19 protein-coding genes are annotated in these 25571 nt (G+C 67.2%); 6 read left to right on the top strand and 13 right to left on the bottom strand.

What is annotated here, in order from left to right; translation table 11 throughout:
• Positions 1–130: 130 nt before the first annotated feature.
• Positions 131–1291: a 4-phosphoerythronate dehydrogenase PdxB gene (pdxB, locus tag ACZ5EF_RS05560; RefSeq protein WP_346061978.1), complete on the bottom strand. Its 1161-nt coding sequence runs from the start codon at positions 1289–1291 to the stop codon at positions 131–133.
• A gap of 95 nt (positions 1292–1386) precedes the next feature.
• Here pdxB and ACZ5EF_RS05555 point away from each other — a divergent pair, with 95 nt between their 5' ends.
• Positions 1387–1668 carry a hypothetical protein gene (locus tag ACZ5EF_RS05555; RefSeq protein WP_146804483.1) on the top strand — a complete coding sequence of 94 codons (282 nt, stop codon included), beginning with the start codon at positions 1387–1389 and terminating at the stop codon, positions 1666–1668.
• A gap of 234 nt (positions 1669–1902) precedes the next feature.
• Here ACZ5EF_RS05555 and ACZ5EF_RS05550 read toward each other — a convergent pair whose 3' ends face one another.
• On the bottom strand, positions 1903–2238 hold the full coding sequence (locus ACZ5EF_RS05550; protein WP_346061979.1) for a glutaredoxin family protein: 336 nt from the start codon (positions 2236–2238) through the stop codon (positions 1903–1905).
• A 174-nt stretch (positions 2239–2412) separates the two neighbouring features.
• A complete protein-coding gene (gene rlmKL, locus ACZ5EF_RS05545) occupies positions 2413–4617 on the bottom strand; it encodes a bifunctional 23S rRNA (guanine(2069)-N(7))-methyltransferase RlmK/23S rRNA (guanine(2445)-N(2))-methyltransferase RlmL (protein ID WP_346061980.1) in 2205 nt (734 codons plus the stop codon).
• A gap of 301 nt (positions 4618–4918) precedes the next feature.
• Here rlmKL and rmf point away from each other — a divergent pair, with 301 nt between their 5' ends.
• Entirely contained in the window at positions 4919–5125 is a 207-nt protein-coding gene (rmf, locus tag ACZ5EF_RS05540) for a ribosome modulation factor (protein WP_146804486.1), read from the top strand.
• An 87-nt stretch (positions 5126–5212) separates the two neighbouring features.
• On the opposite strand, the gene ACZ5EF_RS05535 is transcribed toward rmf, so the two are convergent.
• The 6 genes from ACZ5EF_RS05535 to ACZ5EF_RS05510 all read right to left on the bottom strand — a co-directional run bounded on the left by ACZ5EF_RS05535 (position 5213) and on the right by ACZ5EF_RS05510 (position 14977).
• Positions 5213–6238 carry a quinone-dependent dihydroorotate dehydrogenase gene (locus ACZ5EF_RS05535; protein ID WP_346061981.1) on the bottom strand — a complete coding sequence of 342 codons (1026 nt, stop codon included), beginning with the start codon at positions 6236–6238 and terminating at the stop codon, positions 5213–5215.
• A 104-nt stretch (positions 6239–6342) separates the two neighbouring features.
• On the bottom strand, positions 6343–11175 hold the full coding sequence (locus tag ACZ5EF_RS05530) for an NAD-glutamate dehydrogenase (protein ID WP_346061982.1): 4833 nt from the start codon (positions 11173–11175) through the stop codon (positions 6343–6345).
• A 170-nt stretch (positions 11176–11345) separates the two neighbouring features.
• On the bottom strand, positions 11346–12455 hold the full coding sequence (gene trmA / locus ACZ5EF_RS05525) for a tRNA (uridine(54)-C5)-methyltransferase TrmA (RefSeq protein ID WP_346061983.1): 1110 nt from the start codon (positions 12453–12455) through the stop codon (positions 11346–11348).
• Positions 12456–12492: 37 nt separating this feature from the next.
• The gene (gene murI, locus ACZ5EF_RS05520; protein ID WP_346061984.1) at positions 12493–13284 is read right to left on the bottom strand and encodes a glutamate racemase; all 792 of its coding nucleotides are present in this window, start codon (positions 13282–13284) and stop codon (positions 12493–12495) included.
• Positions 13281–14186, bottom strand: coding sequence for a LysR family transcriptional regulator (locus ACZ5EF_RS05515; protein WP_346061985.1), 906 nt, complete (start codon positions 14184–14186; stop codon positions 13281–13283). The genes murI and ACZ5EF_RS05515 overlap by 4 nt, the downstream gene beginning before the upstream one ends.
• Before the next feature lie 245 nt (positions 14187–14431).
• Positions 14432–14977 (bottom strand): hemerythrin domain-containing protein, encoded by a 546-nt coding sequence (locus ACZ5EF_RS05510; RefSeq protein WP_346062046.1) that lies wholly within the window; start codon positions 14975–14977, stop codon positions 14432–14434.
• A gap of 178 nt (positions 14978–15155) precedes the next feature.
• On the opposite strand from ACZ5EF_RS05510, the gene ACZ5EF_RS05505 reads away from it, so the two are divergent.
• Positions 15156–16493: a replication-associated recombination protein A gene (locus ACZ5EF_RS05505; RefSeq protein ID WP_346061986.1), complete on the top strand. Its 1338-nt coding sequence runs from the start codon at positions 15156–15158 to the stop codon at positions 16491–16493.
• Positions 16494–16582: 89 nt separating this feature from the next.
• Here ACZ5EF_RS05505 and lolA read toward each other — a convergent pair whose 3' ends face one another.
• On the bottom strand, positions 16583–17206 hold the full coding sequence (gene lolA, locus ACZ5EF_RS05500) for an outer membrane lipoprotein periplasmic chaperone LolA (protein WP_346061987.1): 624 nt from the start codon (positions 17204–17206) through the stop codon (positions 16583–16585).
• A gap of 265 nt (positions 17207–17471) precedes the next feature.
• Entirely contained in the window at positions 17472–20621 is a 3150-nt protein-coding gene (locus ACZ5EF_RS05495) for a DNA translocase FtsK (protein WP_346061988.1), read from the bottom strand.
• A 195-nt stretch (positions 20622–20816) separates the two neighbouring features.
• On the opposite strand from ACZ5EF_RS05495, the gene aat reads away from it, so the two are divergent.
• The 3 genes from aat to infA all read left to right on the top strand — a co-directional run bounded on the left by aat (position 20817) and on the right by infA (position 22643).
• Positions 20817–21539 carry a leucyl/phenylalanyl-tRNA--protein transferase gene (aat, locus tag ACZ5EF_RS05490; RefSeq protein WP_346061989.1) on the top strand — a complete coding sequence of 241 codons (723 nt, stop codon included), beginning with the start codon at positions 20817–20819 and terminating at the stop codon, positions 21537–21539.
• A gap of 29 nt (positions 21540–21568) precedes the next feature.
• Complete coding sequence (locus tag ACZ5EF_RS05485; protein ID WP_346061990.1) at positions 21569–22306, top strand: arginyltransferase; 738 nt, start codon at positions 21569–21571, stop codon at positions 22304–22306.
• 118 nt (positions 22307–22424) lie between these two features.
• Positions 22425–22643: a translation initiation factor IF-1 gene (infA, locus tag ACZ5EF_RS05480; protein ID WP_013332816.1), complete on the top strand. Its 219-nt coding sequence runs from the start codon at positions 22425–22427 to the stop codon at positions 22641–22643.
• A gap of 139 nt (positions 22644–22782) precedes the next feature.
• On the opposite strand, the gene clpA is transcribed toward infA, so the two are convergent.
• Together clpA and clpS are read right to left on the bottom strand one after the other, a co-directional pair.
• Positions 22783–25056 carry an ATP-dependent Clp protease ATP-binding subunit ClpA gene (gene clpA / locus ACZ5EF_RS05475; RefSeq protein WP_346061991.1) on the bottom strand — a complete coding sequence of 758 codons (2274 nt, stop codon included), beginning with the start codon at positions 25054–25056 and terminating at the stop codon, positions 22783–22785.
• Between the two features lie 136 nt (positions 25057–25192).
• Positions 25193–25555, bottom strand: a complete 363-nt coding sequence (clpS, locus tag ACZ5EF_RS05470; RefSeq protein ID WP_346061992.1) for an ATP-dependent Clp protease adapter ClpS — start codon at positions 25553–25555, stop codon at positions 25193–25195.
• Positions 25556–25571: the final 16 nt, after the last annotated feature.

The raw sequence follows: 25571 nt of genomic DNA, 5'->3' as shown, positions 1-25571 counted from the left end.
CCGGCTATCGTCACCCGCCCCTTTCCACCGGCCCGACCGTAGCCGGGCCCTGAAGGAAGCCGCCTATCGGCAGTAAGTGATTTTTCGATCGTCTTACGCATCGGGCCCGCCAATGGCGGGCCCGATGCGTTCAGGTGAGCTCGACGCGGAAGCCGGCGCCTTCGAGCCAGGGGGCCAGCTCGGCGGCCCCCTCCCGCAGCGCCACCCTCAGGGTGGCGAACTCGCGCCGCAAGGGGTAATCGGCCCGGTAACCGTCGAAGCCACGGGCCATGCCCCGCTCGCGGGCGAAGCGCGCCAGCCCCAGGGCGTCGCGTCGCGGGTCATAGCAGGCACGGATACAGAGCCGCAGGGCGTCCCAGGGACTCAGGCCGGCGTCCAGGGTCAGGCGAGGCAGGGCCGGTGGCGGCAGCAGGCTAGCCAGCTTGCGCCGGGCCGGCAGGCCGAAGTGATGCATGGCGGCAACATAGACCTGATGGGTGCCACGCAGCTTGCCATCCAGGCTATAGCCCGCCACATGGGGGGTGGCCAGGTCGGCCGCCCGCCACAGGGCCGCGTCGATGGCGGGCTCGTTTTCCCAGACATCCAGCAGGGTGATCAGGTCGCCCCGTGCCACCAAGCGGGCCTTCAGCGCCTCGCCGTCCAGGCAGTCGCCACGCCCGGCATTGAGCAGCCAGGTGCCCGGGCGCAGGGCCGCCAGGCGCCGCGCACCGAGCAGGTGATGGGTGGCATGGGACCCACTCCGCACCAGGGGCGTATGCAGGCAGAGCACGTCGCAGCGCTCGATCAGGGTCTCCAGGTCGTGGAAGCCCTCGCCGCCCTCCGCCTCGGCCCGGGGCGGGTCGCAGCACAGCACCTCGATGCCCAGCGCCGTCAGGCGCGCGGCCAGGCGCCCGCCCACCTGGCCGACCCCGACGATACCCACCCGGCGCTTCTCGAGCTCCTGGCCTTCCCGCTCCGCCGCCCAGGTCAGGGCCGCCAGCACATAGTCCACCACCGCCTCGGCATTGCAGCCCGGGGCGCTGCTGAAGCCGATACCGCGCTCGGTCAACGCCTGCCGGTCGATATGGTCGGTGCCGATGGTGCAGGTGCCCACGAAACGCAGCCGCGGCGCTTGGTCCAGCAGGGCCCGGTCGACTCGGGTAATGGAGCGGGTGATCAACACCTCGGCCTCGGCCAGCGCCTCGGGGGCGATGTCGCGGCCGGGCAGGCGCTGGACCTCGCCCAGCTCGCCGAAGCAGGCCTCGGCGGCGGGAATATTGGCGTCCACGATGATCCGTCGGGGGGCAGGCATGCATGACTCCTGGGGATGGCTTGTTCATGGGAGGCAGGTCGCTACAATAGCAGCTTCGCCCCACCGGGGCCCCCTCGCCGCCACCAGGAGCCGCCGTGATCGTCCGCTGGGAAAGTGACCATGACTATGTGCTGATCCATATCCACCAGGACATGTTCGGTGACTGGATCTTCAGCCGCGCCTGGGGGCAGATCGGTACCCAGTTCGGCGGCCTCAAGCACCAGCTGGCCGAGGATCACGACCAGGCGATGATGTGGCTCGATGACGAGGCCACCATCCAGCGCTCCCGGGGCCTGCACAAGGTCCTCGAGGTGCAGGCCGACTCCCCCGAGGGTCAGGACGCCGTGCGCCAGCTCTCGCTGCTGGATAACGCCTGACGGAAGCTTGCACGACGCCTATGTAGGGTCGGCCTCCGGGAAGTAGGCGAGCGATTTCGCCGGGACGCCGACGCGCAGCGAGCCAAGCAGCGGCGATCGACAGGGATGACGATCGAGAATCGGCGAGAGGGACCTCGGTCCGATTCGTCGCGTCGCGCGGCTCGCGTAGCGTCGGGGTTTCGTCCCGGTGCAAGCGAGCCACCTTGCCCGGAGGCCCCCTTCAATATCCTGTGGTTAGCCTAAGTAACGCCGGCCGTGGCGGATCTCTGCATCAACGGGTTCGGCCTGCGGGGCCGGGGCCTGCAGCCGCCGCCAGGCGGCCTCGTCGAGCCAGCCCCGGGCGGCCAGCCAGGCCGCCAGCCGCGGCGCCTCGAAGCCGCGATCCAGCTCCTCGCCATCCTCCGCCACCAGCACCGGGATGCGCACCCCATAGCGCTCCACCAGGGCGTCATCCTCGCTGATCTCGACCCGTTCGAGGTCGTACGCCTGGGAGCAGAGCCTCGCCAGCAGCGCCTCGAGCGCCTCGCAGAGATGACAGCCCAGGGTGGTATAGAGCCGTAGTCGGATCATGCCGCCGTCTCTCCCCGGTGGCGAATCAGAAAGACATGGTGAAGGCCGAGGTTTCGGGTGCCAGATAAAGAGCGGGTCGAAGGTCTCATGCCGTTGGCCCTCCCCGATGGCGAATCAGAAAGACATGGTGAAGGTCGGGGTTTCGGGTGCCAGATAAAGAGCGGGTCGAAGGTCTCATGCCGTTGGCCCTCCCCGATGGCGAATCAGAAAGACATGGTGGAGGTCGGGGTTACGTGTGAAATCCGGGTCGAAGGTCTTCGCCGAGATCTCTTCCACCGCATACCGCTCGACCAGGTCGGCATCCAGCACGAAGCGCCGCTGGTTATTGGAGAAGACCAGGGTGCCGCCACCGGCCAGGCGCGCCATGGCCAGGCGAATCAGCCGCCCGTGATCGCGCTGGATATCCAGGGTCGCCTCCATCTTCTTGGAGTTGGAGAAGGTCGGCGGATCCATGAAGATCAGGTCGAATTCCGCCTTGGCGGTCTCCAGCCAGCGCAGGCAGTCGTCGCGCACCACCCGATGGTGGGCCGGGTCGAGGCCATTGAGGGCGAAGTTGTCCCGGGCCCAGCTCAGGTAGGTATTGGAGAGATCGACGCTGATGCTGTCGCTGGCGCCACCCTCGCCCTCGGTACCCAGCGCCGCCTGCACGGTGGCGGTGGCGGTGTAGCAGAAGAGGTTGAGGAAGCGCTTGCCGGGGGCCATCTCGGCGAGCCGCCGCCGCACCGGCCGGTGGTCGAGGAAGAGCCCCGTATCCAGGTAGTCGCGCAGGTTGACCCAGAGCCGCGCCCGTCCCTCGCGCACCTCGAAGCGCTCGCCGTGGCTGCCCTGCTTCTGGTACTGGCCGCGGCCGCTCTGGCGCTCGCGGCGCTTGATCACCACCCGGCTGGGGGACACCTCCAGCACCTCGGGGATCACCCCCAGGGCATCGAAGAGGCGCTTCTGGGCCTGGGCCGCATCCACCGACTTGGGCGGCGCGTACTCCTGCACATGCACCCAGTCACCGTAGACATCGATGGCCAGGGCGAACTCCGGCATATCGGCATCATAGAGGCGATAGCAGGATTCGCCGGACTGCTTGAGCCACTTCTTGAGGCGCTTGCGGTTCTTGTGCAGCCGGTTGGCGAACATCTGGGCATTCTCGGAACGCGCCGGCGCCTCGGGCCTGGCGTCGCTACCCGCCTCGCTGCTCGCCTCGGGAATACTGATCAGCAGCAGTCGCGCTTCCAGGGGCCCATTGCGGAAGGCGTAGTGCTTATGGGCGCGCATCCCCAGGCGGTGGCCCAGGTCGGGGTTGCCGGTGAACAGCGCCAGGCTCCAGCCGGGGAAGGCGTTACGCACGCCCTCGCCCAGCTGACGATAGAGGGTCACCAGCTCCGGCAGCTCGCCGATACGCTCGCCATAGGGCGGGTTGGTGATTACCAGCCCTCTGGCCTCGGGGCTCAGGCTCTCGGGACGCCTGAGCTCGACCACCGAGGCGCCCTGGAAGTGGATCAGCGCCGGGATGCCGGCGCGCATGGCATTGGCCTTGGCGGCGGCGATGGCCTGGGGACTCTGGTCGCCGCCGAACAGCCGCGCCTTGCAGCGCTTGCGGCCCAGGCTGGCCCGCGCCTCGGCCTCCCGCCTGAGCTCTCGCCACAGCTCGCGCTCATGGCCGGCCCAGGCTTCCAGGCCGAAGCGCTCTCGATTCAGGTTGGGGGCGATATCCGCCGCCATCAGCGCCGCCTCGATCACCAGGGTGCCGGAACCGCACAGCGGATCCACCAGGGCCTCGCCGGCCTTGGCCCGGGCCGGCCAGTCGGCGCGGATCAGCAAGGCCGCGGCCAGGTTCTCCTTGAGGGGCGCATGCCCCAGCTCGCGGCGGTAGCCGCGTCGATGCAGGCTCTCGCCGCTGAAGTCGATGCCCAGGGTCAGGCGCCCCCGATGCAGGTGGGCATAGAGGCGCAGGTCGGGGTCCCGGGGCTCGACCGTCGGCCGTTCGCGACCGGCCCGGGCCATGGCGGTGACCACCCCATCCTTGACGGTCTGGGCGCCGAACCGGGTATGGCGGATCTTCGCCGACTGGCCATGGAAGTCCACCGCCAGGCTGCGCCCCGGCACCAGGTGCTCCGCCCAGGCCACCCGGGCCGCGGCGTCCGCCAGCTGCTCCGGGTCCTCGATGCCTTCCTCCCGGGCCAGGCAGAGGATGATGCGGTTGGCCAGGCGCGACCAGAGGCAGGCACGATAGGCCATCTCCAGCTCGCCGCGGAAGTGGACGCCGGCCACCGTGGTCTTCTCCACCTGGGCACCCAGAGCCGTCAGCTCCTCGCCCAGCAGGGTCTCGAGCCCGCGCGGGCAGGCGGCAAAAAAGGCTGGAAGATTCGTCACTTGCATATCGCTCATGGTGTGCTGTGGAGACTCGCTATGGCGGTTGGTAAGGGCGGTAGCGCCTGGGGCCTGGCCGCATGGGACGGGCGTCATATTCCCGTCATCCCGATTTGCTTGGCCTCTTATGCCAAAATACCGGTCGACAAGCGGTCCCGTCATGGTCTAAATGTATAAGCGTAGCTACGAAATAACGCATGCGTTGCTTGCCGCAGATGCTGGATAACTACGGCCGGGCGAATGAATCGCCTATGGGCCGATAAGGAGTCTTGTGTACTGCAAACGTCACAAAGTCTAACGGTTCTGAAGAGGCCATCCGATGAAACGACAGAAACGTGATCGCTTCCAGCGTGCTTATGTTCATGGCTACAAGGCGGGACTCAGTGGTCGTTCCAGAGATGAGTGTCCCAGCCAAGATGTGGATCTTCGAGAATACTGGATGAGCGGTTGGCGTGAAGGTCGTGGGGACCAATGGGCCGGCATGACGGGAGTCGCCGGGATCCACAAAAACCCCATGGTAATGTGACGTCTTCTCTAGACACTACCAGACACTACCCATTCCCAAGGCCCGCCACGGCGGGCCTTTCTATTGCTCGCCCTTGGTGTCGTCGCCTCAGCCCCGTCCTGGCGCTCCCTCGAGGGCCCGGGCACACTCCCCCACCAGCTCAGGGCCCCGATAGATAAAGCCCGAATATAGCTGCACCAGGTCGGCCCCCGCCTCGCGCTTGGCGAGTGCCGCCTCGCCGCTGTCGATGCCGCCGACGCCGATGATCGGCATCTCCGGCAGGCGACGGCGCAGCTCGCGAATCACCGTATTGGAGGCCTCGAATACCGGCCGCCCGGAGAGCCCACCCTGCTCGTCGCCGTGGGGCAATCCCGCCACCGCCTCCCGGGCGATGGTGGTATTGGTGGCGATCACCGCGTCGATGGCGTTGTCTGCCAGGGCCTTGGCCACCAGCCCCACCTCATCGACGCTCATGTCCGGGGCGATCTTCACCGCCAGGGGCACGCGACGGCCGCTCGCCTCGTCCAGGCGCCGCCCCTCCTCACGCAGGGCGCCCAGCAGGGCATCCAGCTGTTCGCCGAACTGCAGGTTACGCAGCCCCGGGGTATTGGGCGAAGAGATATTCACGGTGATGTAGTGGGCGTGGGCATGCACCTTGCCCAGGCAGATCAAGTAGTCGTCCACCGCCCTCTCCACCGGCGTGGTGAGGTTCTTGCCGATATTGATGCCGATCACCCCGTCATAGCGGCTCGCCTCGACCCGCGCCACCAGGTGATCGACGCCGGCATTGTTGAAGCCCATGCGGTTGATGATGGCACCGGCCTCGGGCAGGCGGAAGAGCCGCGGCCTGGGGTTGCCGTCCTGGGGCTTGGGGGTCACGGTGCCCACCTCGACGAAGCCGAAGCCCAGGGCCCCCAGGGCATCCAGGTGATCGGCGTTCTTGTCGAGGCCCGCGGCCAGGCCCACCCGATTGGGGAAGCGCAGCCCCATCAGCTCCACCGGATCTTCCACCCGCGCCCCGCCGAGACGCCGGGCCAGCCCCAGGCCATTGGCCAGGTCGAGCCCCTTGAGGGCCAGGCCATGGGCGGTTTCCGGGTCGAGACGAAAGAGCAGCGAGCGGGCCAGGGCGTACATGGGAGTCCTCGGGTGGATGAGCGGCGCCGCATTATAGCCCAAGGCGCCCGAAAACGACGAACCCCGCCCAAAGGCGGGGTTCGTCATGGTGGTGGAAACCGGTCTCAGTCGTGGCGACTCTCGGCCAGGTCGACCAGCTCGCGGATGGCCACCGCGAACAGCGGGAAGCTCACCTGGTTGCCGGAGCGAACCTCGCCGAGCAGGCCACACCAGCGACGGTAGAGCTCGTCGTGGCGCTGTACCCACTGTTCGACCCGGGCCTCCATCTCCCGCGGCGCATCCTCCAACTGCAGCACCGCCACGGTGAGGGCCAGCTGCTGGCGATCCAGATCGTCGCGGAAGGTCTCGCGGGCCTGAGCCTGCCAGCCGTCGCGCACCTCCAGGGCATTGATCTGCTCAATCATCCAGGGCAGTTCGAGACGGTGCCCCACCTCGTAGTAGGCCTCGGCGACCCGCTGGATCTTCTCGCCGGAGAGCTTGGCCGCCTCGATGATGCCGAGACCGGCATAGAGGCTGTTGGCCGCGGCCACGGCGTTGGCCAGGGCCTCGGGCACGCCGGCGGCCACCAGCTCGTCACGGCGCGCCTGCCAGGTGGCCAGCTCGTCACCGCGCAGCCGCTTGCCGAGGCTCTCCTGCAACTGGGCCAGGCGCGGCGCGAAGTGGGCGATGCAGTCCTTGGTGGTCATGCCGCTGCGCTGGCGCAGGAACCAGCGGGTGGCGCGACGCAGCAGGCGCATCAGGTCGATCATCATGGCGTACTGGACGCGGCTCGGCACCTGATTGTCCAGGGCTTCCACCTGCTCCCAGAGGCCACTCAGATTGAAGCTGTCCCGGGCGATGACATAGGCGCGGGCGATATCGGCGCGCTTGGCCCCGGTGGTGTCCATCAGCCGGCGCACGAAGACGATCCCCATATGATCCACCAGGTCATTGGCGATCTGGGTAGCGACGATCTCGCGCTTCAACTTGTGCTCGTACATGGTCTCCTTGAAGCGCTCCACCAGCACCGTCGGGAAGATCCGCTCCAGGTGCTGCTGGATATAGGGATCATCCGGCACCTCGGAATCGATCAGGTCACCCTTGAGCACCATCTTGGAGTAGGAGATCAGCACCGACAGCTCCGGCAGGGTCAGGCCCTCGTCGGCATTGGAGCGCTCCAGCAGGGCCTCGTCATCGGGCAGGAACTCCAGCTCGCGATCCAACTGGCCGCCGGCCTCCAACTCGGAGATAAAGCGCCGGTAGGGCCCCATGCCCTTCTTGGAGAGGATCTCAGCCAGGGAGAGCGCCTGGGTCTGCTGGTAGTTGTCGCGCAGCACCAGCCGCGAGACGTCCTCGGTCATCTCCGCCAGCAGCTGATTGCGCTGCTTGTCGGTCATGTCGCCGCTCTTGACGATATCGTCGAGCAGGATCTTGATATTGACCTCGTGGTCGGAGCAGTTGACCCCGCCGGCGTTGTCGATGAAGTCGGTGTTGACCCGTACCCCGGCCTTGGCGGCCTCCATGCGACCGCGCTGGGTCAGACCCAGGTTGCCGCCCTCGCCCACCACCCGGCAGCGCAGTTCGGCACCGTCGATGCGCAGGGCATCGTTGGCCTTGTCGCCCACCTCGGCGTCGGTTTCGTCGGCCGCCTTCACGTAGGTGCCGATGCCACCGTTCCAGATCAGGTCTACCTGGGACTTGAGCATGGCGCGAATCAGGTCATTGGGCGCCAGCTTATCCTCGGCGATGCCGAACACCCGCTTCATCTCCGGGGTGATGGCGATGGACTTGGCGCTACGCTTGAAGATGCCGCCGCCCTTGGAGATCAGGCTGGCATCGTAATCCTCCCAACTGGAACGGGGCAGCGCGAAGAGGCGCTGGCGCTCGGCGAAGGACTTGGCCGTATCCGGGGCCGGGTCGACGAAGATATGCAGGTGGTTGAAGGCCCCCACCAGACGGATCTTGTCGGAGAGCAGCATGCCGTTGCCGAAGACGTCGCCGCCCATGTCGCCGATGCCCACCACGCTGAACTCGTCGGCCTGAGTATTGACCCCCAGCTCGCGGAAGTGGCGTTTCACCGACTCCCAGGCGCCCTTGGCGGTGATGCCCATCTTCTTGTGGTCATAGCCGTTGGCGCCACCGGAGGCGAAGGCATCGCCCAACCAGTGGCCATACTCGGCGGAGATCTCGTTGGCGATGTCCGAGAAGGTCGCGGTGCCCTTGTCGGCGGCCACCACCAGGTAGGGGTCGTCATCGTCGTGACGCACCACATCCACCGGCGGCACGATCTCGGCGCCGTCCAGGTTGTCGGTGACATCCAGCAGGGCACGGATAAAGGTCTTGTAGCAGGCGATGCCCTCGGCCTGGATGGCATCCCGGTCGCCCTCGGGCAGGCGCTTGCAGACGAAGCCGCCCTTGGCCCCCACCGGCACGATCACCGAGTTCTTGACCTGCTGGGCCTTGACCAGGCCGAGCACCTCGGTGCGGAAATCCTCGCGGCGGTCCGACCAGCGCAGCCCGCCCCGGGCGACCTTGCCGCCGCGCAGGTGCACGCCCTCGACCCGCGGCGAGTAGACGAAGATCTCGAAGGCCGGACGCGGCTTGGGCATGTCCGGCACCTTGCTCGGCTCCAGCTTGTAGGCGATGTATTCCTTGTACTCGCCATCGGCATCACGCTGGTAATAGTTGGTGCGCAGGGTGGCCTGGATCAGAGCGATATAGCGACGCAGCAGCAGGTCGTCATTGAGGCTGGCCACGTCATCCAGCATCGCCTGGAGGCGCGCCACGCAGGCCTCGCTCTCGCTCTCCCGTTCCTGCTGCTCCGGGTCGAAACGCAGCTCGAAGAGGCTGACCAGCTCGCGGGTGATTTCCGGGTAGCTGGCCAGGGTGTTGGCGATATAGAACTGCGAGAGGCCGAAGCGAATCTGCTTCAGGTAGCGGGCATAGGCACGCAGCATGGCCACCTCACGCCAACTCAGGTTGGCACCGATCACCAGGCGGTTGAAGGCATCGTTGTCGGCCTGGCCGGCCCAGATGCGCCTGAAGGCCTCGATAAAGGGTTCGCGCATCTCCTGGAGGTTGACCACTTCGCTGCCGTGATGCTCCAGGTTGAAGTCGTGGATCCAGTAGGCGCCCTTGGGGGAGTCGATCTCGTAGGGGCGCTCGCCGATTACCCGCAACCCCAGGTTCTCCATCACCGGCAACACATCGGAAAGCGGGATCGGCTGCGCCTTGTGGAACAGCTTGAGGTTGACCCCGTCGACGTCCTCCTCCACCAGGCGATAGAGGGAGAGGGAGAGGGGCGCGCCGGCCTCGACCTCGCCCAGGTGATGGATATCGTAGACGGCGGTGCGCGCCGAAAAATCTTCCCGATAGCTGCCCGGGAAGGCATCCCGGTAGTCGTCCATCAGGCGATTGGCCTGCTCCTCACCGAAGCCCTCCACCATGGCGGCCTGGAGGTCGTCGTTCCAGCTACGCGCCAGCTGAATGACCTTGTGCTCCAGGCGCTCCAGGTCATAGTTCACCGGCTCGTCGCCATTGAAGCGCAGGATCAGCTGGATACGCGCCAGCACCGACTCGGAGAGGTGGGTATTGAAGTCGCCGAAGGTCGCGTCCAGCTCCTCGCAGAGCATGGACTGGATACGCACCCGCAGGTCGGTGGAGAAGACGTCCCGCGGCACGAAGACCAGGCAGGAGTAGAACTTGCCGAAGCGATCCTCGCGGACGAAGAGGCGCACCCGGCGCCGCTCGCGAATATTGAGGATGCCCAGGGCGGTCCGGGTCAGCTCCTCGGTGCTGGTCTGGAAGAGATCATCGCGGGGATAGACGTTGAGGATCTGGCGCAGCTGATGGCCGTCGTGGGCCTTGGGATTGACCCCGGCGGACTTCATCACCGCCTCGATCTTGCGCCGCAGCACGGGGATATGCCGCGGCGAGTCGTTGTAGACGGTGGCGGTAAACAGGCCCAGGAAGCGGCGCTCGCCGATCACCTTGCCCTGATCGTCATAACGATCGATGGAGATATAGTCCGGGTAGGAGGGACGGTGCACCCGGGCATGGTAGGCGCTCTTGGCGAAGGAGAGCAGCTCCGGGATCAGTACATAGTGGTCGTCCTCGACGCCCTGATCGTTATGGATGCGCTCCTGGTAACGGGGGGTGCCGAGCTTGAAGACGCCCAGCTCGCTGCCCTTGCGCTTCTTGAGCTGCTCCTGGCCGCCCTTGCCGACCACTTCGTACTCGTCGCAGCCGAGGAAGGTGAAGTTGTCATCGATCAGCCACTCCAGGAAGGCGATGGCCTCCTGGTGGTCGGCGGCATCGACTTGCTCGGGGCGAGCCGCCTTGAGCTCCTCGAGGGCCTCCCGCACCTGATCGCGCATCGGCTCGAAGTCGGCCACGGCGGTGCGCACGTCCCGCAGCACCTCCTGCAATCCGGCCTCGATATCGGCCAGCAGCTCGGGGTCGGAGTGGCGGTCGATCTCGATGACGATCAGCGACTCGCGCCCTTCGGGCGCCTTGTCGGCCTGGGGATGGGTCAGCCGCTTGAGCCGATGCTTGGCGTCCCGCTCCACCGCCAGCACCAGGTTATGGATGGCATGCAGGGTAATGCCGCGACGGTTGAGCTCGATGCGTACCGAGTCCACCAGGAAGGGCATGTCCTGGTGCAACACCCCCACCACGGTGTGCAACGACTGCCAGCCATGCTCCTGGTAGTCAGGGTTGAAGACCCGCACCTTGGGGGCCTTGACGTCGTTCTCCTGGACGAAGTGCCAGGTCGACAGGGTCGCGCCATAGAGGTCGTCGAGGCGCCGCTCGGACAGATCAACCAAGGGGACATTGGCATAGAAGAGATCGGCAAAGCCGGCGATCTCCGCCACCTTCTCGTCGGGTAACCGCTTGGTGAGCTGCTCCTTCAACTGAGCGAGAAATTCCTGTTTGCCATCGATCACGACGTGTTGCATCCATCACCTCGGCTGCTGTCGGCCTGGGGGCCGTCGAATTAGGGTGAAACGCGGCAAGCACCGCGTTTCATGAAGGGTACTGCAGCACCCGTCCCGGCCCTATCGAGTTGCACGTTTTCTCATGGAGCATGTCAGTTGCGCATCATGACACGCCCCCGGTCCTATTGACTTTAGTCGTCGATTCGCTCGAGTAGCACGCCGCACTCACAATGGTGGGTCCACGGAAACTGATCGAAGAGCGCCATACGGCGGATGCGGTGGGTCCGGCAGAGCCGCTCCAGGTTCTGCTCCAGGGTGTCCGGGTTACAGGAAATATAGACGATGCGCTCATAGCCGCTGAGCTGGTCGCAACTGGCCTCGTCGAGGCCGGCCCGGGGCGGATCCACCAGCACGGTGGAGAAGTCGTAGTCGGCCAGGCCCATCTCGGTGACCCGACGCCCGCCCTTGTCGCCCTTGAGGGCGGCACTGAACTCCTCCGCCGACATGCGCCCCACGCTGGCATTGGTGATGCCATTGGCCTCCAGGTTGATGCGCGCCGAGGCCACCGAGGTGCGCGAGATCTCGGTGGCCAGGACCCGCCGGAAGTTCTCGGCCAGGGCGATGGTGAAGTTGCCATTACCGCAGTAGAGCTCCACCAGGTCGCGGGCCTGGCTGTCGCGGGTCACGTCGCGGGCCCAGCCCAGCATGGCGCGGCAGATCTCGGCATTGGGCTGAGTAAAGCTGTTCTCCACCTGCTGGTAGGCGAACTCGCGCCCCTCCACCGCCAGGCGCTCCCAGACATGGTCGCGTTCCAGCACCAGGCGCTGCTTGCGGGAGCGGCCGATGATCATCACCCCGAGGGCCTCCTGGAGGCGCCGCGCCTCGGCCTCCCAGGCCTCGTCCAGGGGACGATGGTAGATCAGGGTCAGTAGCGCCTCGCCGCTGAGGGTGGTGAGAAACTCCACCTGGAACAGCCTGCGGCGCAGCAGCGGCACCTCGCGGATGGCATCCAGCAGCGCCGGCATCAATGCATTGATGCGCCGGCTGGCCACGGGGAAGTCGTCCAGGCGGACCACCGTCTTCTTCTTGGGGTCCTCGGGATCCACCTCGAACATGGCGTAGAAGAGATCGTCCCCCTCGTGCCAGAGGCGGAACTCACAACGCATGCGGTAGTGACTGGGCGGCGAGGCATAGACCTCCAGCGGCGGCGGCGAGAAGCGGGCAAACTGGGCGGTGATGCGTTGGCGCTTGGCCTCGAGCTGCTCGGCATAGCGCTCGGGATCGACGACGGGTACGGCCACGGGGCCTCCTTAGGGTGAAATCGGTGAGGCGAGACGCCTAGTGTGGGGCGTCTGCCGCCAGGAGCAGAAGTTGCGGCGCGGCGAAGCCGACGCCGGCCAGGGCCGCGGTCAGGGTCGGGGCCTCGGCGGTGACCCAGGCCGGCCCCGGGCCTTCGGTCACCCGGGGGTGGGGCACCACCTGGGCGACCCGCCGGGCGATGGCCTCGCCGGAATCGACCCAAGTCACCGGTCGCGGCGCCGCCCGGTTCAGGGCGTCCCGCAGCAGCGGAAAATGGGTGCAGCCCAGCACCACGGTGTCGAGCTCCGGGTCCTCCCAGAGCGGCGCCAGGCCGTCGGCGATGGCCGCCAGGTCCAGGGGCTCACCGGCCAAGTGACGCTCCGCCTGCACCACCAGGGCATCGGCGGCCAGGCGATGCACCCGGCAGCCACCGGCGAAGTCACGAATCAGGCCCAGGGTATAGGGGCGATTGACGGTGGCGGAGGTCGCCAACAGGGCGATATGGCCGCTATGGCTAAGCGCGGCGGCGGGCTTGATGGCCGGCACCGTGCCCACCACCGGAATCGTCAGGCTCGCCCGCAGCGCCTCCAGGGCCAGGGTGCTGGCGGTGTTGCAAGCGACCACCAGGGCGGCGGGGCGGCAGGCCGCCACCGCCTCCCGGCAGACCGCCACGATGCGCGCCACCAGCCAGGCATCGGGCTTGGTGCCATAGGGCAGCATGGCATTGTCGCAGACATAGGCCAGGGCCGCCGTGGGCAGGCGGCGGCGAATCGCCGCCGCCACCGAGAGGCCGCCGACGCCGGAGTCGAAGATCAGGATGGGGCCGCTCACGGTCGCTCTCCCGTCGCTGGCTCCTGGAAGTGCGCCAGCAAGGCATCCACCAGCACCCGCAAGCGAGCCGGCATCAGGCGCCGCTCGGCATAGAGTAGATGCACCTGCATGGGCGGCGGCGCATAGGCCTCCAGCAGACGCACCAGGCGCCCGCGGCGTACCTCCGGCTCGCCCAGGAAGGTCGGCTTGAGCACCAGGCCCATGCCGCGGGCCGCGGCCTCGATCAGGGCCCGCCCGTTATTGCAGGTCAGCACCGGCCGGAAACGGACCCGCTCCAGGCGCCCCTCCACCAGGAAGAGCCAGCCCGGACCACCGCGCTGCAGACTGTAGTGTAGGCAGCGGTGCCGACTCAGGTCGCGGGGATGCTCGGGCACGCCATGGCGTTCCAGGTAGCCGGGGGCGCCATAGAGGTGGATCGGCATCGACATCAGCGGCCGGGCGATCAGGCTGGAGTCCTCCAGCTCGCCGATGCGCACCACCAGGTCGAAGTCCTCCGCCAAGGGGTCGACGCGGCGATCCTCCAGCACCACCTCGAGTTCCACCGCCGGATGAGCCTCCTCGAAGGCCTGCAGCGCCGGCATCAGCTCGCGGACCCCGAAGTCCAGCGGCGCCGAGAGGCGCAGGCGGCCGCGAATCTCACCGCGCTGCTCGCCCAGGCTCGCCTCCAGCTCATGGAGTTCATCCATCAGGCGGCCGGCGCCCTGCAGATAGCGCTCGCCCTCGGCGGTCAACTGCAGGCGGCGGGTGGTGCGGGTCAGCAGCCGCACGCCGAGCTCGCCCTCCAGGCGCGCCACCTGCTTGCTGACCATGGCATTGGAGAGGTCCAGCTTGCGAGCGCCCCCGGCGAAGCTGCCCGCCTCCACCACGGCACGAAAGATTTGCATGGCCTGGAGTCGATCCATCGGTGAGTCTCCCCTCCCCCGGTTGGCACAGGGGGAGCATTCTACCCCAGTCGTGGCACGGACTTAACGGCGTATTGCCCCGGCAACGGCAAACGCCCCGGCCAGGGCCGGGGCGTCGGGGGACGGCGAAGCGCCGCGGGGTCAGACCACCGGCTCCGGAGCCCCGCGGAACTCGGCATGCAGAGACACGGGATCAGATAACCGGCTCGGGCGCCCCGCGGAACTCGGCATGCAGAGACACGGGATCAGATAACCGGCTCGGGCGCCCCGCGGAACTCGGCATAGAGCTCGGGATAGGCGTCATGGAGCTGTGCCAGCCTGGCGGCCGCCCCCTCCGGCAGCAACTCGTCGAGGCGCGCCAGCTCCTCGTCGCTCAGATGCTCGGCGATCAGCGGGAAGAGTTCCTCGCGCTCGTCGCGCAGGTAGGCCCGATGCGCCTCCAGATAGGCCTTGAGGTCATCGGCAAAGCGATCCATGGGCACCACGGCATCCATCAGGATCATGTCGATATCCTGGGACAGCCGCATCAAGCGTTCGCGCAGCTGTCGATAGTCGTCGGCCAGGCGACGGGTCATCGACTCGGCCTGTGGCAGACTGGCCAGGAGTTTCTCGCCACACAGCTGCTCGAGGGGTTGGGTGTAATCCTCCATATAGCCGAGGATATAGTCGACGACCTCGCGTACCAGCTTGAAGTCGGGGCGATCACCATCGGCCAGGGTCTTGTGCTTGAGCTGCAACACGTGCAACAGCCGCGCCATATTGGCATGATCCTGGCGCAGTTGAGTCAGCATGGGCATGGTCGGGCCTCCTCTGCTGTCCTGGCGTACCATCTATATTGGAGTCGCCAGCAAGACAGGGGTTCACCAACAGGATGCGCCTGGAGACGCTACCCCAGGCATGGATGTTTAACCCTAGTGCCTGGGGGGCGATTCTGCCTATCGCCTAAAGTCGTAGTCGCACGGAGACAGCATGGATCTCTTCAGCCAGCCCACCGCCGATGAGGCGGCCCCCCTCGCCTACCGCATGCGCCCCCGGCGCCTGGACGAGTATCTCGGTCAGGCCGCCCTGGTGGGGCCCGGCAAGCCGCTGCGGCGCATGGCCGAGACCGCCACGGTGCGTTCGATGATCCTGTGGGGGCCGCCGGGAACCGGCAAGACCACCCTGGCCGAGATCCTGGCCCGGGAATCCGGCGCCGAACTGGAGCACCTTTCGGCGGTGATGGCCGGCGTCAAGGAGATCCGCGCCGCGGTGGAACGCGCCCGGCTGACCCAGTCCCAGGGGCGCCGCACCCTGCTCTTCCTGGACGAGATCCACCGCCTCAACAAGAGTCAGCAGGATGCCCTGCTGCCCCATGTGGAGTCGGGCCTGCTGACGCTGATCGGCGCCACCACCGAGAACCCCTCCTTCGAGGTCAACTCGGCGCTACTCTCCCGGGCCCGGGTCTATGTGCTCAAGCCCCTGGACGAGGCGGCACTGCTGGCGGTGCTGCGCCAGGCCCTGGAGGACCCGGAGCGGGGGCTGGGCAAGCGCCGCATCCAGGCCGATGACGAGGTGCTGCAGCTGCTGGCCCGGGCCGCCGGCGGCGATGCCCGCCGCGCCCTGGGCCTGCTGGAGACCGCCTGTGACTTCACCGCCGCCGAAGGCGATACCGAGCGCCTCGACGCCGAGGGGCTCGGCGAGGTGCTGGGCCATCAGGCCAGCGCCTTCGACAAGCAGGGCGATCACTACTACGACCTGCTGTCGGCGATCCACAAGTCGGTACGCTCCTCCCGGGTCGATGCCGCCCTGCTTTATATGGCGCAATTCATCCAGGGGGGCGGCGACCCGCTGGACGTGATCCGGCGCCTGGCGGCGATCGCCTCCGAGGACGTGGGCAATGCCGACCCCCGCGCCCTGCCCCTGGTGATGGCGGCCTGGGACGCCTACCTGCGCCTGGGCGACTACGAGGGGCAGCGGGCCATCGCCCAGGCCATCATCCACCTGTCGGTGGCCCCCAAGAGCAACGCCATCGACCAGGCCTGGAAGCAGGCCAAGGCCCAGGCGGCGGCCCACCCGACCCTGGAGGTGCCCACCTACCTGCGCAACGCCCCCACCAAGCTGATGGAATCCCTGGGCCATGGCCAGGGCTATCGCTACGCCCATCACGAGCCCCACGGCTACCCCGCCGGCAGCCGCCACGACTGCTGGCCGGAGGGGCTGGCGCCCGCCCGCCTCTACCAACCCAGCGACTACGGCCAGGAGGCGCGCTTCAAGCAGTTGATGGAATGGCGCGCCCAGCTCGACGCCGAGGCGGATAGCGGCGTCTAGCTGCAAGCCAGCCTACTTTCCAAACGAAAGGAGCAAGCCAAGGGGGTTCCTTGAAGCTTGCTCCTCGTCGCTTGCTACTGGCCGAAGGCCTAGTGCGTATCGCGAATTACATCGGTGCCCTCGGGAATGGCGAAGGTAAAACGCTCGGCCGGAATGCTCGGGTTGAGCTGCACATCGTTGAAGTAGATGGCGGTACGCTGGCCGGTGCTGTCGGCCATCTGCAAGACCCCCAGGCGCTCGCTGTAGAAGGTCAGGGCCAGCTCCTCGAAGAGGGTATCGGCGGTGCGCGGCGTCAGGGTAAAGGTCTCGGCGGCGCCCTGCTGACGACGGCTCACCGCATAGGCCTCGGTGAGGTCGGCGGCGCTGCCGGAGAGCAGCAGGGCCGGGGTATGGGTCACCCGGGTATCCAGGGCCTGGATGGTCACCTGCTCCAGGTCGGGGTCATGCAGGTAGACCTCGTCGCCATCGGAGACCACCACCTGGGCGTAGGGGGCCTCCACCTCCCAGCGGAACTTGCCGGGCCGCGATAGCCACATCTGCCCCTCGGCCTCCTGGAGCCGCTGGCCGCTGCCATCGAGAATCTGCTGCTCGAAGCTGGCGCTATAGGTGTGCACCGGCTCCAGTAGCTGGGTCAGACGCCCGGCGGCCTCGTCGGCCAGGGCGCTCAGCGGCAGGGCCAGGGCCAGGGCCGACAACATCTTGATCAGTCGCATCTTTCACTCCCGAAAGGATGGCAGAGACATTCCGAATCATAGACCCGGCCCCGCGGCTGGAGTGCCGGGGGGGGGCCGGGGCTTTCATGGTTGCTGCAAGATTAGGCTCTGACGAAAACTGTCTGCGCTCGCCCATACGGCGTTAAAAATCGGCTCAAAGTACTCATTTACACCGCGTAAACTCCGTCTTTTCGCCGATTTTTGCCTTGTCTGGCCATCGCTCGCCGACTTTTCGTACAAAACCTAGGAATCGAGGGCGCCGGGATCAGTCATTCACCGGTGGCGGCGCCAGCACCTCGCGGCCGCCATTGGTGCCCATGGTGGAGACCACGCCGGCCATCTCCATGGCCTCTACCAGGCGCGCGGCCCGGTTGTAGCCGATCTTGAAGCGCCGCTGCACCGCGGAGATGGAGGCGCGGCGGGACTCGGTAACGAACTGCACCGCCTCGTCATAGAGGGCGTCCTGCTCGGCATCGTCGCCGTCGCCGCCGCCCTCCGCCTCGAGTCCGGCCAGGGCCTCGGCGGAGACGCCGCCGGAGAGGATCTCGTCGATATACTCCGGCTCGCCGCGACGCTTCCAGTCCTCCACCACCCGGTGCACCTCGTCATCGTCGACGAAGGCGCCATGCACCCGCATCGGCAGGCCCGCCCCGGGGGGCAGGTAGAGCATATCGCCGTGGCCCAGCAGGTTCTCGGCGCCGCCCTGATCGAGGATGGTCCGGGAGTCCACCTTGGAGGAGACCTGGAAGGCGATGCGGGTGGGGATATTGGCCTTGATCAGGCCGGTGACCACGTCCACCGAGGGACGCTGGGTAGCGAGGATCAGGTGGATACCCGCGGCCCGGGCCTTCTGGGCCAGGCGCGCGATCAGCTCCTCCACCTTCTTGCCGACGATCATGAACATGTCGGCGAACTCGTCGATCACCACCACGATATAGGGCAGCTTCTCCAGCACCGGCGGCGACTCGTGCATCTGCCAGGGCTGCGGCTCCCAGAGGGGGTCGGCCACCTGGGCACCGGCCCGGGCGGCCTCGTCGAGCTTGGCATTGAAACCGGCAATATTGCGCACCCCCATGGCGGCCATCAGCTTGTAGCGGCGCTCCATCTCCGCCACGCACCAGCGCAGGCCGTTGGCGGCCTCCTTCATGTCGGTGACCACCGGCGCCAGCAGATGCGGAATGCCGTCGTAGACGGAGAGCTCCAGCATCTTGGGGTCGACCATGATCAGGCGCAGCTCCTCCGGGGTCGCCTTGAGCAGCATGGAGATCAGCATGGCATTGACCCCCACCGACTTGCCCGAGCCGGTGGTCCCCGCCACCAGCAGGTGGGGCATCTTGCCCAGGTTGGCCACCACCGGCGCCCCGCCGATATCCTGGCCCAGGGCCAGGGCCAGGGGCGAGGCCTCGTGGAGGTAGCGGTCGGAGTCGAGCACCTCGCGCAGGCGGATCATGGCGCGCTTGGGGTTGGGGATCTCGATGCCCACCGTGGGGCGGCCGGGAATGATCTCCACCACCCGCACGCTCTTGACCATCAGCGAGCGCGCCAGGTCCTTGGCCAGGTTGCTGATCTTGGAGACCTTGACCCCCGCCGCCGGCTTGATCTCGAAGCGGGTGATCACCGGCCCCGGCCAGGTCTCCACCACCTCGGCCTTGACGCCATACTCGCGCAGGCGCACCTCCAGCAGTTCCGCCATGCTGGCCAGCTGCTCCGCGGTATAGTTGGGCTCATGAGCCTCCGGAGGCGTCAGCAGACGCACCGACGGCACCACGCCCTCCGGGTCACCCAGGTCATCGAACAGCGGACGCTGATTCTGCAGGTGCTCCACGGTCCACAGGGTCGGTCCCTCGTCGGCGGCGGCGCGGCCCTGCTCGGCGGTGGCCAGGCGTGCCTCGTCCTCCTCCCACCCTTCCGGCGTGGCCGGCAGATCAAGGGGCTCCGCCTCGCGGGAAGAGGACGCCTCCTCGCCGGCGGAGAAGGCCGCCGGAGGAGTCGCCGGCGGCGCAGCAGGCCGCGAGCCCTCCTCGCTTGCCGGTACGGCATCCGGGGGCACATCTTCTTCGCTCGCCGGCGCCCTTGCCTGGACGCCTGCCCGGGGCGTCGTCAGGGTCGGCTCGTCGTCGTCATCCTCCCAGCCCGCTTCGCTCCAACTGACCAGGCGCGGCTCGCGGCGCTCCGTCGTCGTGGCCTGGGGCCGCGTCGGCGATGGGGGCGCTTCGCTGCTGGGCGTCGTCGCAGCCGCGCTCGATAGCGGGGCGACGCCGGGTTGCTCTGGCTCTGGCTTGGGCTCTGGCTCAGGCGCGGGAGCCGGCACGTCGAGGCGCTCCGCTCTCGGCGTCTCGGCAACGGCATCCTGCGAGGGCGCCACCGCCGGCGCGTGCCGGCCCGGCCGCTCGACCTCCGCCCGCAGCGCCATCCCGGAGGCGGATGGCGGCTCTGCCTCGTCACGGCGGGCGCTGAGTCCGCTCTCGCCCACCGGCGCCGCCGACGACTCGGCGAAACGCCGGGTATAGGCCGCCTCGGGATCCTTGGCAGACGGGGTATGCGCCGGCACCTCCCAGGGAATCTCGGTATCCCCCTCGAGGCTCGGCTCGGCGCGACGGGAAGCCGCCACGCCGGATGCCGCGGCCAGTTGGGGCGCCTCGCGGCGGGGCAGCCAGCGTCGCCACCAGGGGCGCGCCGTCGAGGCCTCGGCCTCGTGCTTCTCCGGCGACCGCGGTTCGCTCGGCGGCTCGTCCTCCCGCTCGCTATCGCGGCCCCCACCGATCCAGCGCCATAGCCGCTCGGCCAGACGCAGCGCCCGCAGCCCCAGCTCGTCCATCAGCGCCAGCCAGGAGAGCCCGCTGAACAGCGGCAGGCCACAGAGCAGGGCCACCAGGGCCAGCAGGGTGGTGCCATGGGCGCCGACCAGAGGCGCCAGGCCGATCATCAGCCCCTCGCCGAGGATCCCCCCCACCGCATAGGGCAGGTTGCTGTCCGCACTGAAGAAGTGCAGCGCCCCCAGGGTGGTGGTGCCCAGCAGCAGCAACACCAGCCCCCCCAGGCGCACCGCCAGGGCGGTGGCATCCCACTCCAGTTCCAGGCGCCGGGTGCGCAGTAACCGCCAGGCGCCGAACCCCAGCATGCCGGGCCACCACAGGGCACTGGCGCCGAACAGCGAATAGAGGACATCGGCGAGCCAGGCACCGATGGGCCCCATCCAGTTGGCGACCCCGCTCTCCGGGCCGCTGTGCGACCATCCCGGGTCGCCCGACTGGTAGCTGAACAGTGCCAGCAGCAGGAAGACGCAGCCCGCCAGCAATAGAATGACCGCCCCCTCCCGGGAGGCGCCTTGCAGGCGCACGCCGAAACGCCGCGCCTGCTCCTTGGCCTGTTGTGTGGAGACACGACGACCCGTGGTCTTCTTGTCGACGCTCAAATGGTCATCCCCCTTGTGTCTTGCTTCGCCCTGACCGCATCGTCACGGCGAACCTTGTCCGATAGCGTGGCGCCATCATACCGAGCCTAGCCTGTCCCGACGAGGGTGCCTTGTCGATACCGGGAAAGCCGGTCACACTAGGCGTGATGGGCGGAGGCACACCGCCTGGCCCCGTTTCCGATGATACGACCGCCCATGCTGCCTTGGCTCGCCCCTTACCCGGTGCAGTTCCCCTCCCTGGATCACGCCCTGCGCGACCCGGACGGCCTGCTGGCCGCCGGGGGAGCCCTGACCCCGGCCTGGCTGCTGACCGCTTACCGGCGCGGCATCTTCCCCTGGTACAGCGATGATCAGCCGATCCTGTGGTGGAGCCCGGACCCGCGCATGGTGCTCTTTCCCGAGGCGCTCCGGGTGCGCCGCAGCCTGGCCAAGCGACTGCGCAATGGCGGCTTCCAGGTTACCCGGGATCACGCCTTCGAGGCGGTCATCGAGCAGTGTGCCGCCAGCCGTGAGGGACGGGAAGGCACCTGGATCACCGACGAGATGCGCGACGCCTACTGCCTGATGCATGCCCGGGGCCATGCCCATTCGGTGGAAGTGTGGCAAGACGACGCCCTGGTGGGCGGCCTCTATGGCATGGCCCTGGGCCGGGTCTTCTTCGGCGAGTCGATGTTCTCGCGGGTGTCGGATGCCTCCAAGGTGGCATTGGTGCACCTCTGCCGTCATCTCCAGGCCCATGGCGGCGGCCTGATCGACTGCCAGATGCACACCGACCACCTGGCCAGCCTGGGGGCCCGGGACATCGCCCGGGAGACGTTCATCGGCTATCTTGAGCAGTATGTCGACCGGGCCAGCGGTGCCTGGGCGACTAGTGAGCGGGCGAGCATGGAGCCCCCTTCCGTGCCTACCCCGCCCTGACGCCAGTGAGCCCGGAGGAGACGGCGACCGTGAGCAGTAATGCGCCGCAGCGCCCGGTACGAGACCTGCGTTTCTTTCTGACCATCCCGCACCCCTGCAGCTACCTCAAGGAGCGGGAGGCCACGACCCTGTTCCTGGACCCCCAGGAGTCCCCGGGGCAGGGAGTCTATGACGCCCTCTCCCTGCTGGGCTTCCGGCGCAGCGGGCGTCACCTCTATCGGCCCCATTGCGAGGGCTGCCATGCCTGTATCTCGGTGCGCATCCCGGTGGCGGAGTTTCGCCCCAGCCGCACCCAACGCAAGCTGATGCACCGCAACGCCGACCTGACCCTGTTCGAGCGCCCCGCACGCTTCCATGAAGAGCACTACCAGCTCTATGACCGCTATATTCGCACCCGCCATGCCGATGGCGACATGTACCCGCCCAGCCACGAGCAGTACCGCACCTTCCTGACCCTCGATCACCCCTATGCGCGGCTGCTGGAGTTTCGCCTCGACGGTCGCCTGGTGGCGGTCTCCGCCATCGACCTGCTGAGTCACGGCATCTCGGCCATCTACACCTTCTTCGACCCGGACCCGGCCTTCGACCGCCGCTCCCTGGGCACCTATGCGGTGCTGCGCACCCTGCGCCTCGCCGAGGAGCGGGCGCTGCCCCATGTCTACCTGGGTTACTGGATCCGCGAGTGCCGCAAGATGAACTACAAGCAGGCCTTCCAGCCCCTGGAGTACCTCGATGGACGCACCTGGCGCCGACTAATCGCGCTGTGATTTTTGCCTTGACGCACGGCATGCGGCACAATATCGCGCTATCTTGATCAGCGACGGCCTTATGGCCGTCAGTGTCGCGTCGCGGCAGCCGAGTGACCATCAATGAGGAAACGCCTATATGGCACGTGAAGACCATATCGAAATGGAAGGGGTCGTCGTCGATACCCTCCCCAACACCATGTTCCGCGTGGAGCTGGAGAACGGCCACGTCGTTACCGCCCACATCTCCGGCAAGATGCGCAAGAACTATATCCGCATCCTGACCGGCGACAAGGTCAAGGTCGAGCTGACCCCCTACGACCTCTCCAAGGGACGCATCGTCTACCGCTCCCGCTGAGTCGTGCCCAGCCGGGCTCGACCACCCCGCGCCTCGCCGGCGCCACCCGACCCACCGGCCAGTAGAAAAGACGACGCCCCGTCGATTGACAGGGCGCCGGTCGGTGGTGGCCGGCCCGCAGGCCGACCGGTGTCTAGGCTCAGGCCACCTCGGCCTCGGTGGCCAGATGCAGCTCGTCGCTGCCCTCCTCCACGGTGACGTGGACCACGCCGCCATGTTCGGCGAGCTCGCCGAACAGGATCAGCTCCGCCAGGGGCTTCTTGAGTTTCTCCTGGATCAGTCGGGCCATGGGCCGCGCGCCCATCTCCGGGTCGTAGCCACGCTCGGCCAACCAGGCCCGGGCCGACTCGTCCACGTCCAGTTGCACCCGCTTCTCGTCGAGCTGTGCCTGCAGCTCCACCAGGAACTTGTCCACCACGTTGCGCACCACCTTGGGGTCCAGGCCATGGAACTGGATGATGCCATCCAGGCGGTTGCGGAACTCCGGCGAGAAGGTCTTGCGAATCACCTCCATGCCATCGGTGGAGTGGTCCTGGGTCTGGAAACCGATGGAGCGCCGCGCGATCTGCTCGGCGCCAGCATTGGAGGTCATGATCAGGATCACATGGCGGAAATCCGCCTCGCGACCGTTGTTGTCGGTGAGGCGACCGTGATCCATCACCTGCAGCAGCAGGTTGAAGACCTCCGGATGGGCCTTCTCGACTTCGTCGAGCAACAACACGCAGTGGGGCTGCTTGGTGATCGCCTCGGTGAGCAGGCCGCCCTGGTCGTAGCCCACATACCCCGGGGGCGCGCCGATCAGCCGTGACACCGTGTGACGCTCCATGTACTCGGACATGTCGAAGCGCACCAGCTCGATGCCCATGATCTTGGCCAACTGGCGGGCCACCTCGGTCTTGCCCACCCCGGTGGGACCGGCGAAGAGGAAGCTGCCCACCGGCTTGTCCGGGGACTTGAGGCCGGCCCGGGAAAGCTTGATGGCCGCCGCCAGGCTGTCGATGGCCTCGTCCTGGCCGAACACCAGCATCTTCAGGTCGCGATCGAGCTTCGACAGCAACTTGCGGTCGGAGCTGGAGACGCTCTTCGGCGGAATCCGCGCGATGGAGGCCACCACGGCCTCGACCTGATCCACGTCGATGGTATCGACCCGCACCTCCGGCGGCAGCAGGCGCTGGTGGGCACCGGCCTCGTCGATCACATCGATGGCCTTGTCGGGCAGGTGGCGATCATTGATATAGCGATCCGCCAGGCGCACCGCGCTCTCCAAGGCCGAATCGGTGTACTTCAGCTTGTGGTGCTCCTCGAAGCGACCACGCAGTCCCTTGAGGATGCGGATGGTGTCATCCACCGAGGGCGCCATCACGTCGACCTTCTGGAAACGCCGCGCCAGGGCGCGATCCTTCTCGAAGATGCCGCGATACTCCTGGAAGGTAGTGGAACCGATGCAGCGCAGCTCGCCGGAGGAGAGCAGCGGCTTGAGCAGGTTGGAGGCATCCATCACCCCGCCGGAGGCGGCCCCGGCACCGATCACGGTGTGAATCTCGTCGATGAAGAGGATGGCATTGGGTTGCTTGCGCAGCTCGGCCAGCAGGCTCTTGAGGCGCTTCTCGAAGTCGCCGCGATACTTGGTGCCGGCCAGCAGGGCCCCCATGTCCAGGGAGTAGACCACGGCATCGTTGATGACGTCGGGCACCTCCTCCTCGACGACGCGCTTGGCCAGCCCCTCGGCGATGGCGGTCTTGCCGACGCCGGCCTCACCCACCAGCAGGGGGTTGTTCTTGCGCCGCCGGGCGAGGATCTGTACCACTCGCTCCAGTTCGTGCTCGCGCCCGATCAGCGGATCGATCTTGCCGAGCCGCGCCTGCTCGTTGAGGTTGGTGGCATAGCTGGTCAGCGGATGGTTGCCGCCCTCGGTCACCCCCTCCTCGGCCTCCTCGGCATCCGGCGCCTGGGGGGCCGCACTCTGGCCATGGCCGGCGACCTTGGAGATGCCGTGGGCGATGTAGTTGACCGCATCGACCCGCGCCACGTTCTGCTGCTTGAGGAAGTAGACCGCCTGGCTCTCCTGCTCGGAGAAGATCGCCACCAGCACATTGGCGCCGGTCACCTCGCTCTTGCCGGAGGACTGCACGTGGAAGACGGCACGCTGCAGCACGCGCTGGAAGCCCAGGGTCGGCTGGGTCTCGCGATCGCTCTGATCCTCGGGGATCAGCGGCGTGGTGGAATTGATGAAATCCTGCAGATCGGACCGCAGCTTGTCGAGATTGGCCCCACAGGCCCTGAGCACATCCGCCGCGGAGGCGTTGTCCAGCAGGGCCAGCAGCAGATGCTCCACGGTCATGAACTCGTGACGCTTGGAACGCGCCACGGTAAAGGCCGTGTTCAGGGTCAGTTCAAGTTCTTTGCTCAGCATGGCAGTCCCCTTCTTGCCGCCTCGGGCTTCAACCGGTGGGCACCGGCAGTTTCACCATCGGGCACTTTCACGACGTTGGCAACCCCCTGGGGCGTTGCCCGCGAGTGCGGTGGCCTCCTGCGACCGTGATCGCGTCTCAATCGGCCCTGTCGATATCACACAGCAACGGGTGCTGGCACTCTCTGGCATATTGATTGACTTGGTGGCTTTTGGTTTCCGCGATATCTCGCGTAAAGATGCCGCAGGTCGCCTTGCCCTGGGTATGCACCGCCAACATCACCTGCACCGCCTTCTCTTGATCCATATGAAAGAAGACCTGCAGCACCTCCACCACGAACTCCATGGGGGTGAAATCATCGTTGTGCAAGACCACCTTGTACATGGGAGGGTGAGCCAGCTCCGGATCGGCGCTCTGCACCGCCAGGTCGCCATCGCCCTCCTCGTCGGGTCGGGTCATGCCGGCGAATACGCCCCGCCAGGGTTCCTCTGTCTTGAACATATGAAGCACTACCCAT

The organism is Bisbaumannia salifodinae, assembly GCF_055388505.1.
The sequence above is the reverse complement of the archived record's forward strand: the minus strand, read 5'-3'. Positions and strand labels throughout refer to the sequence as shown.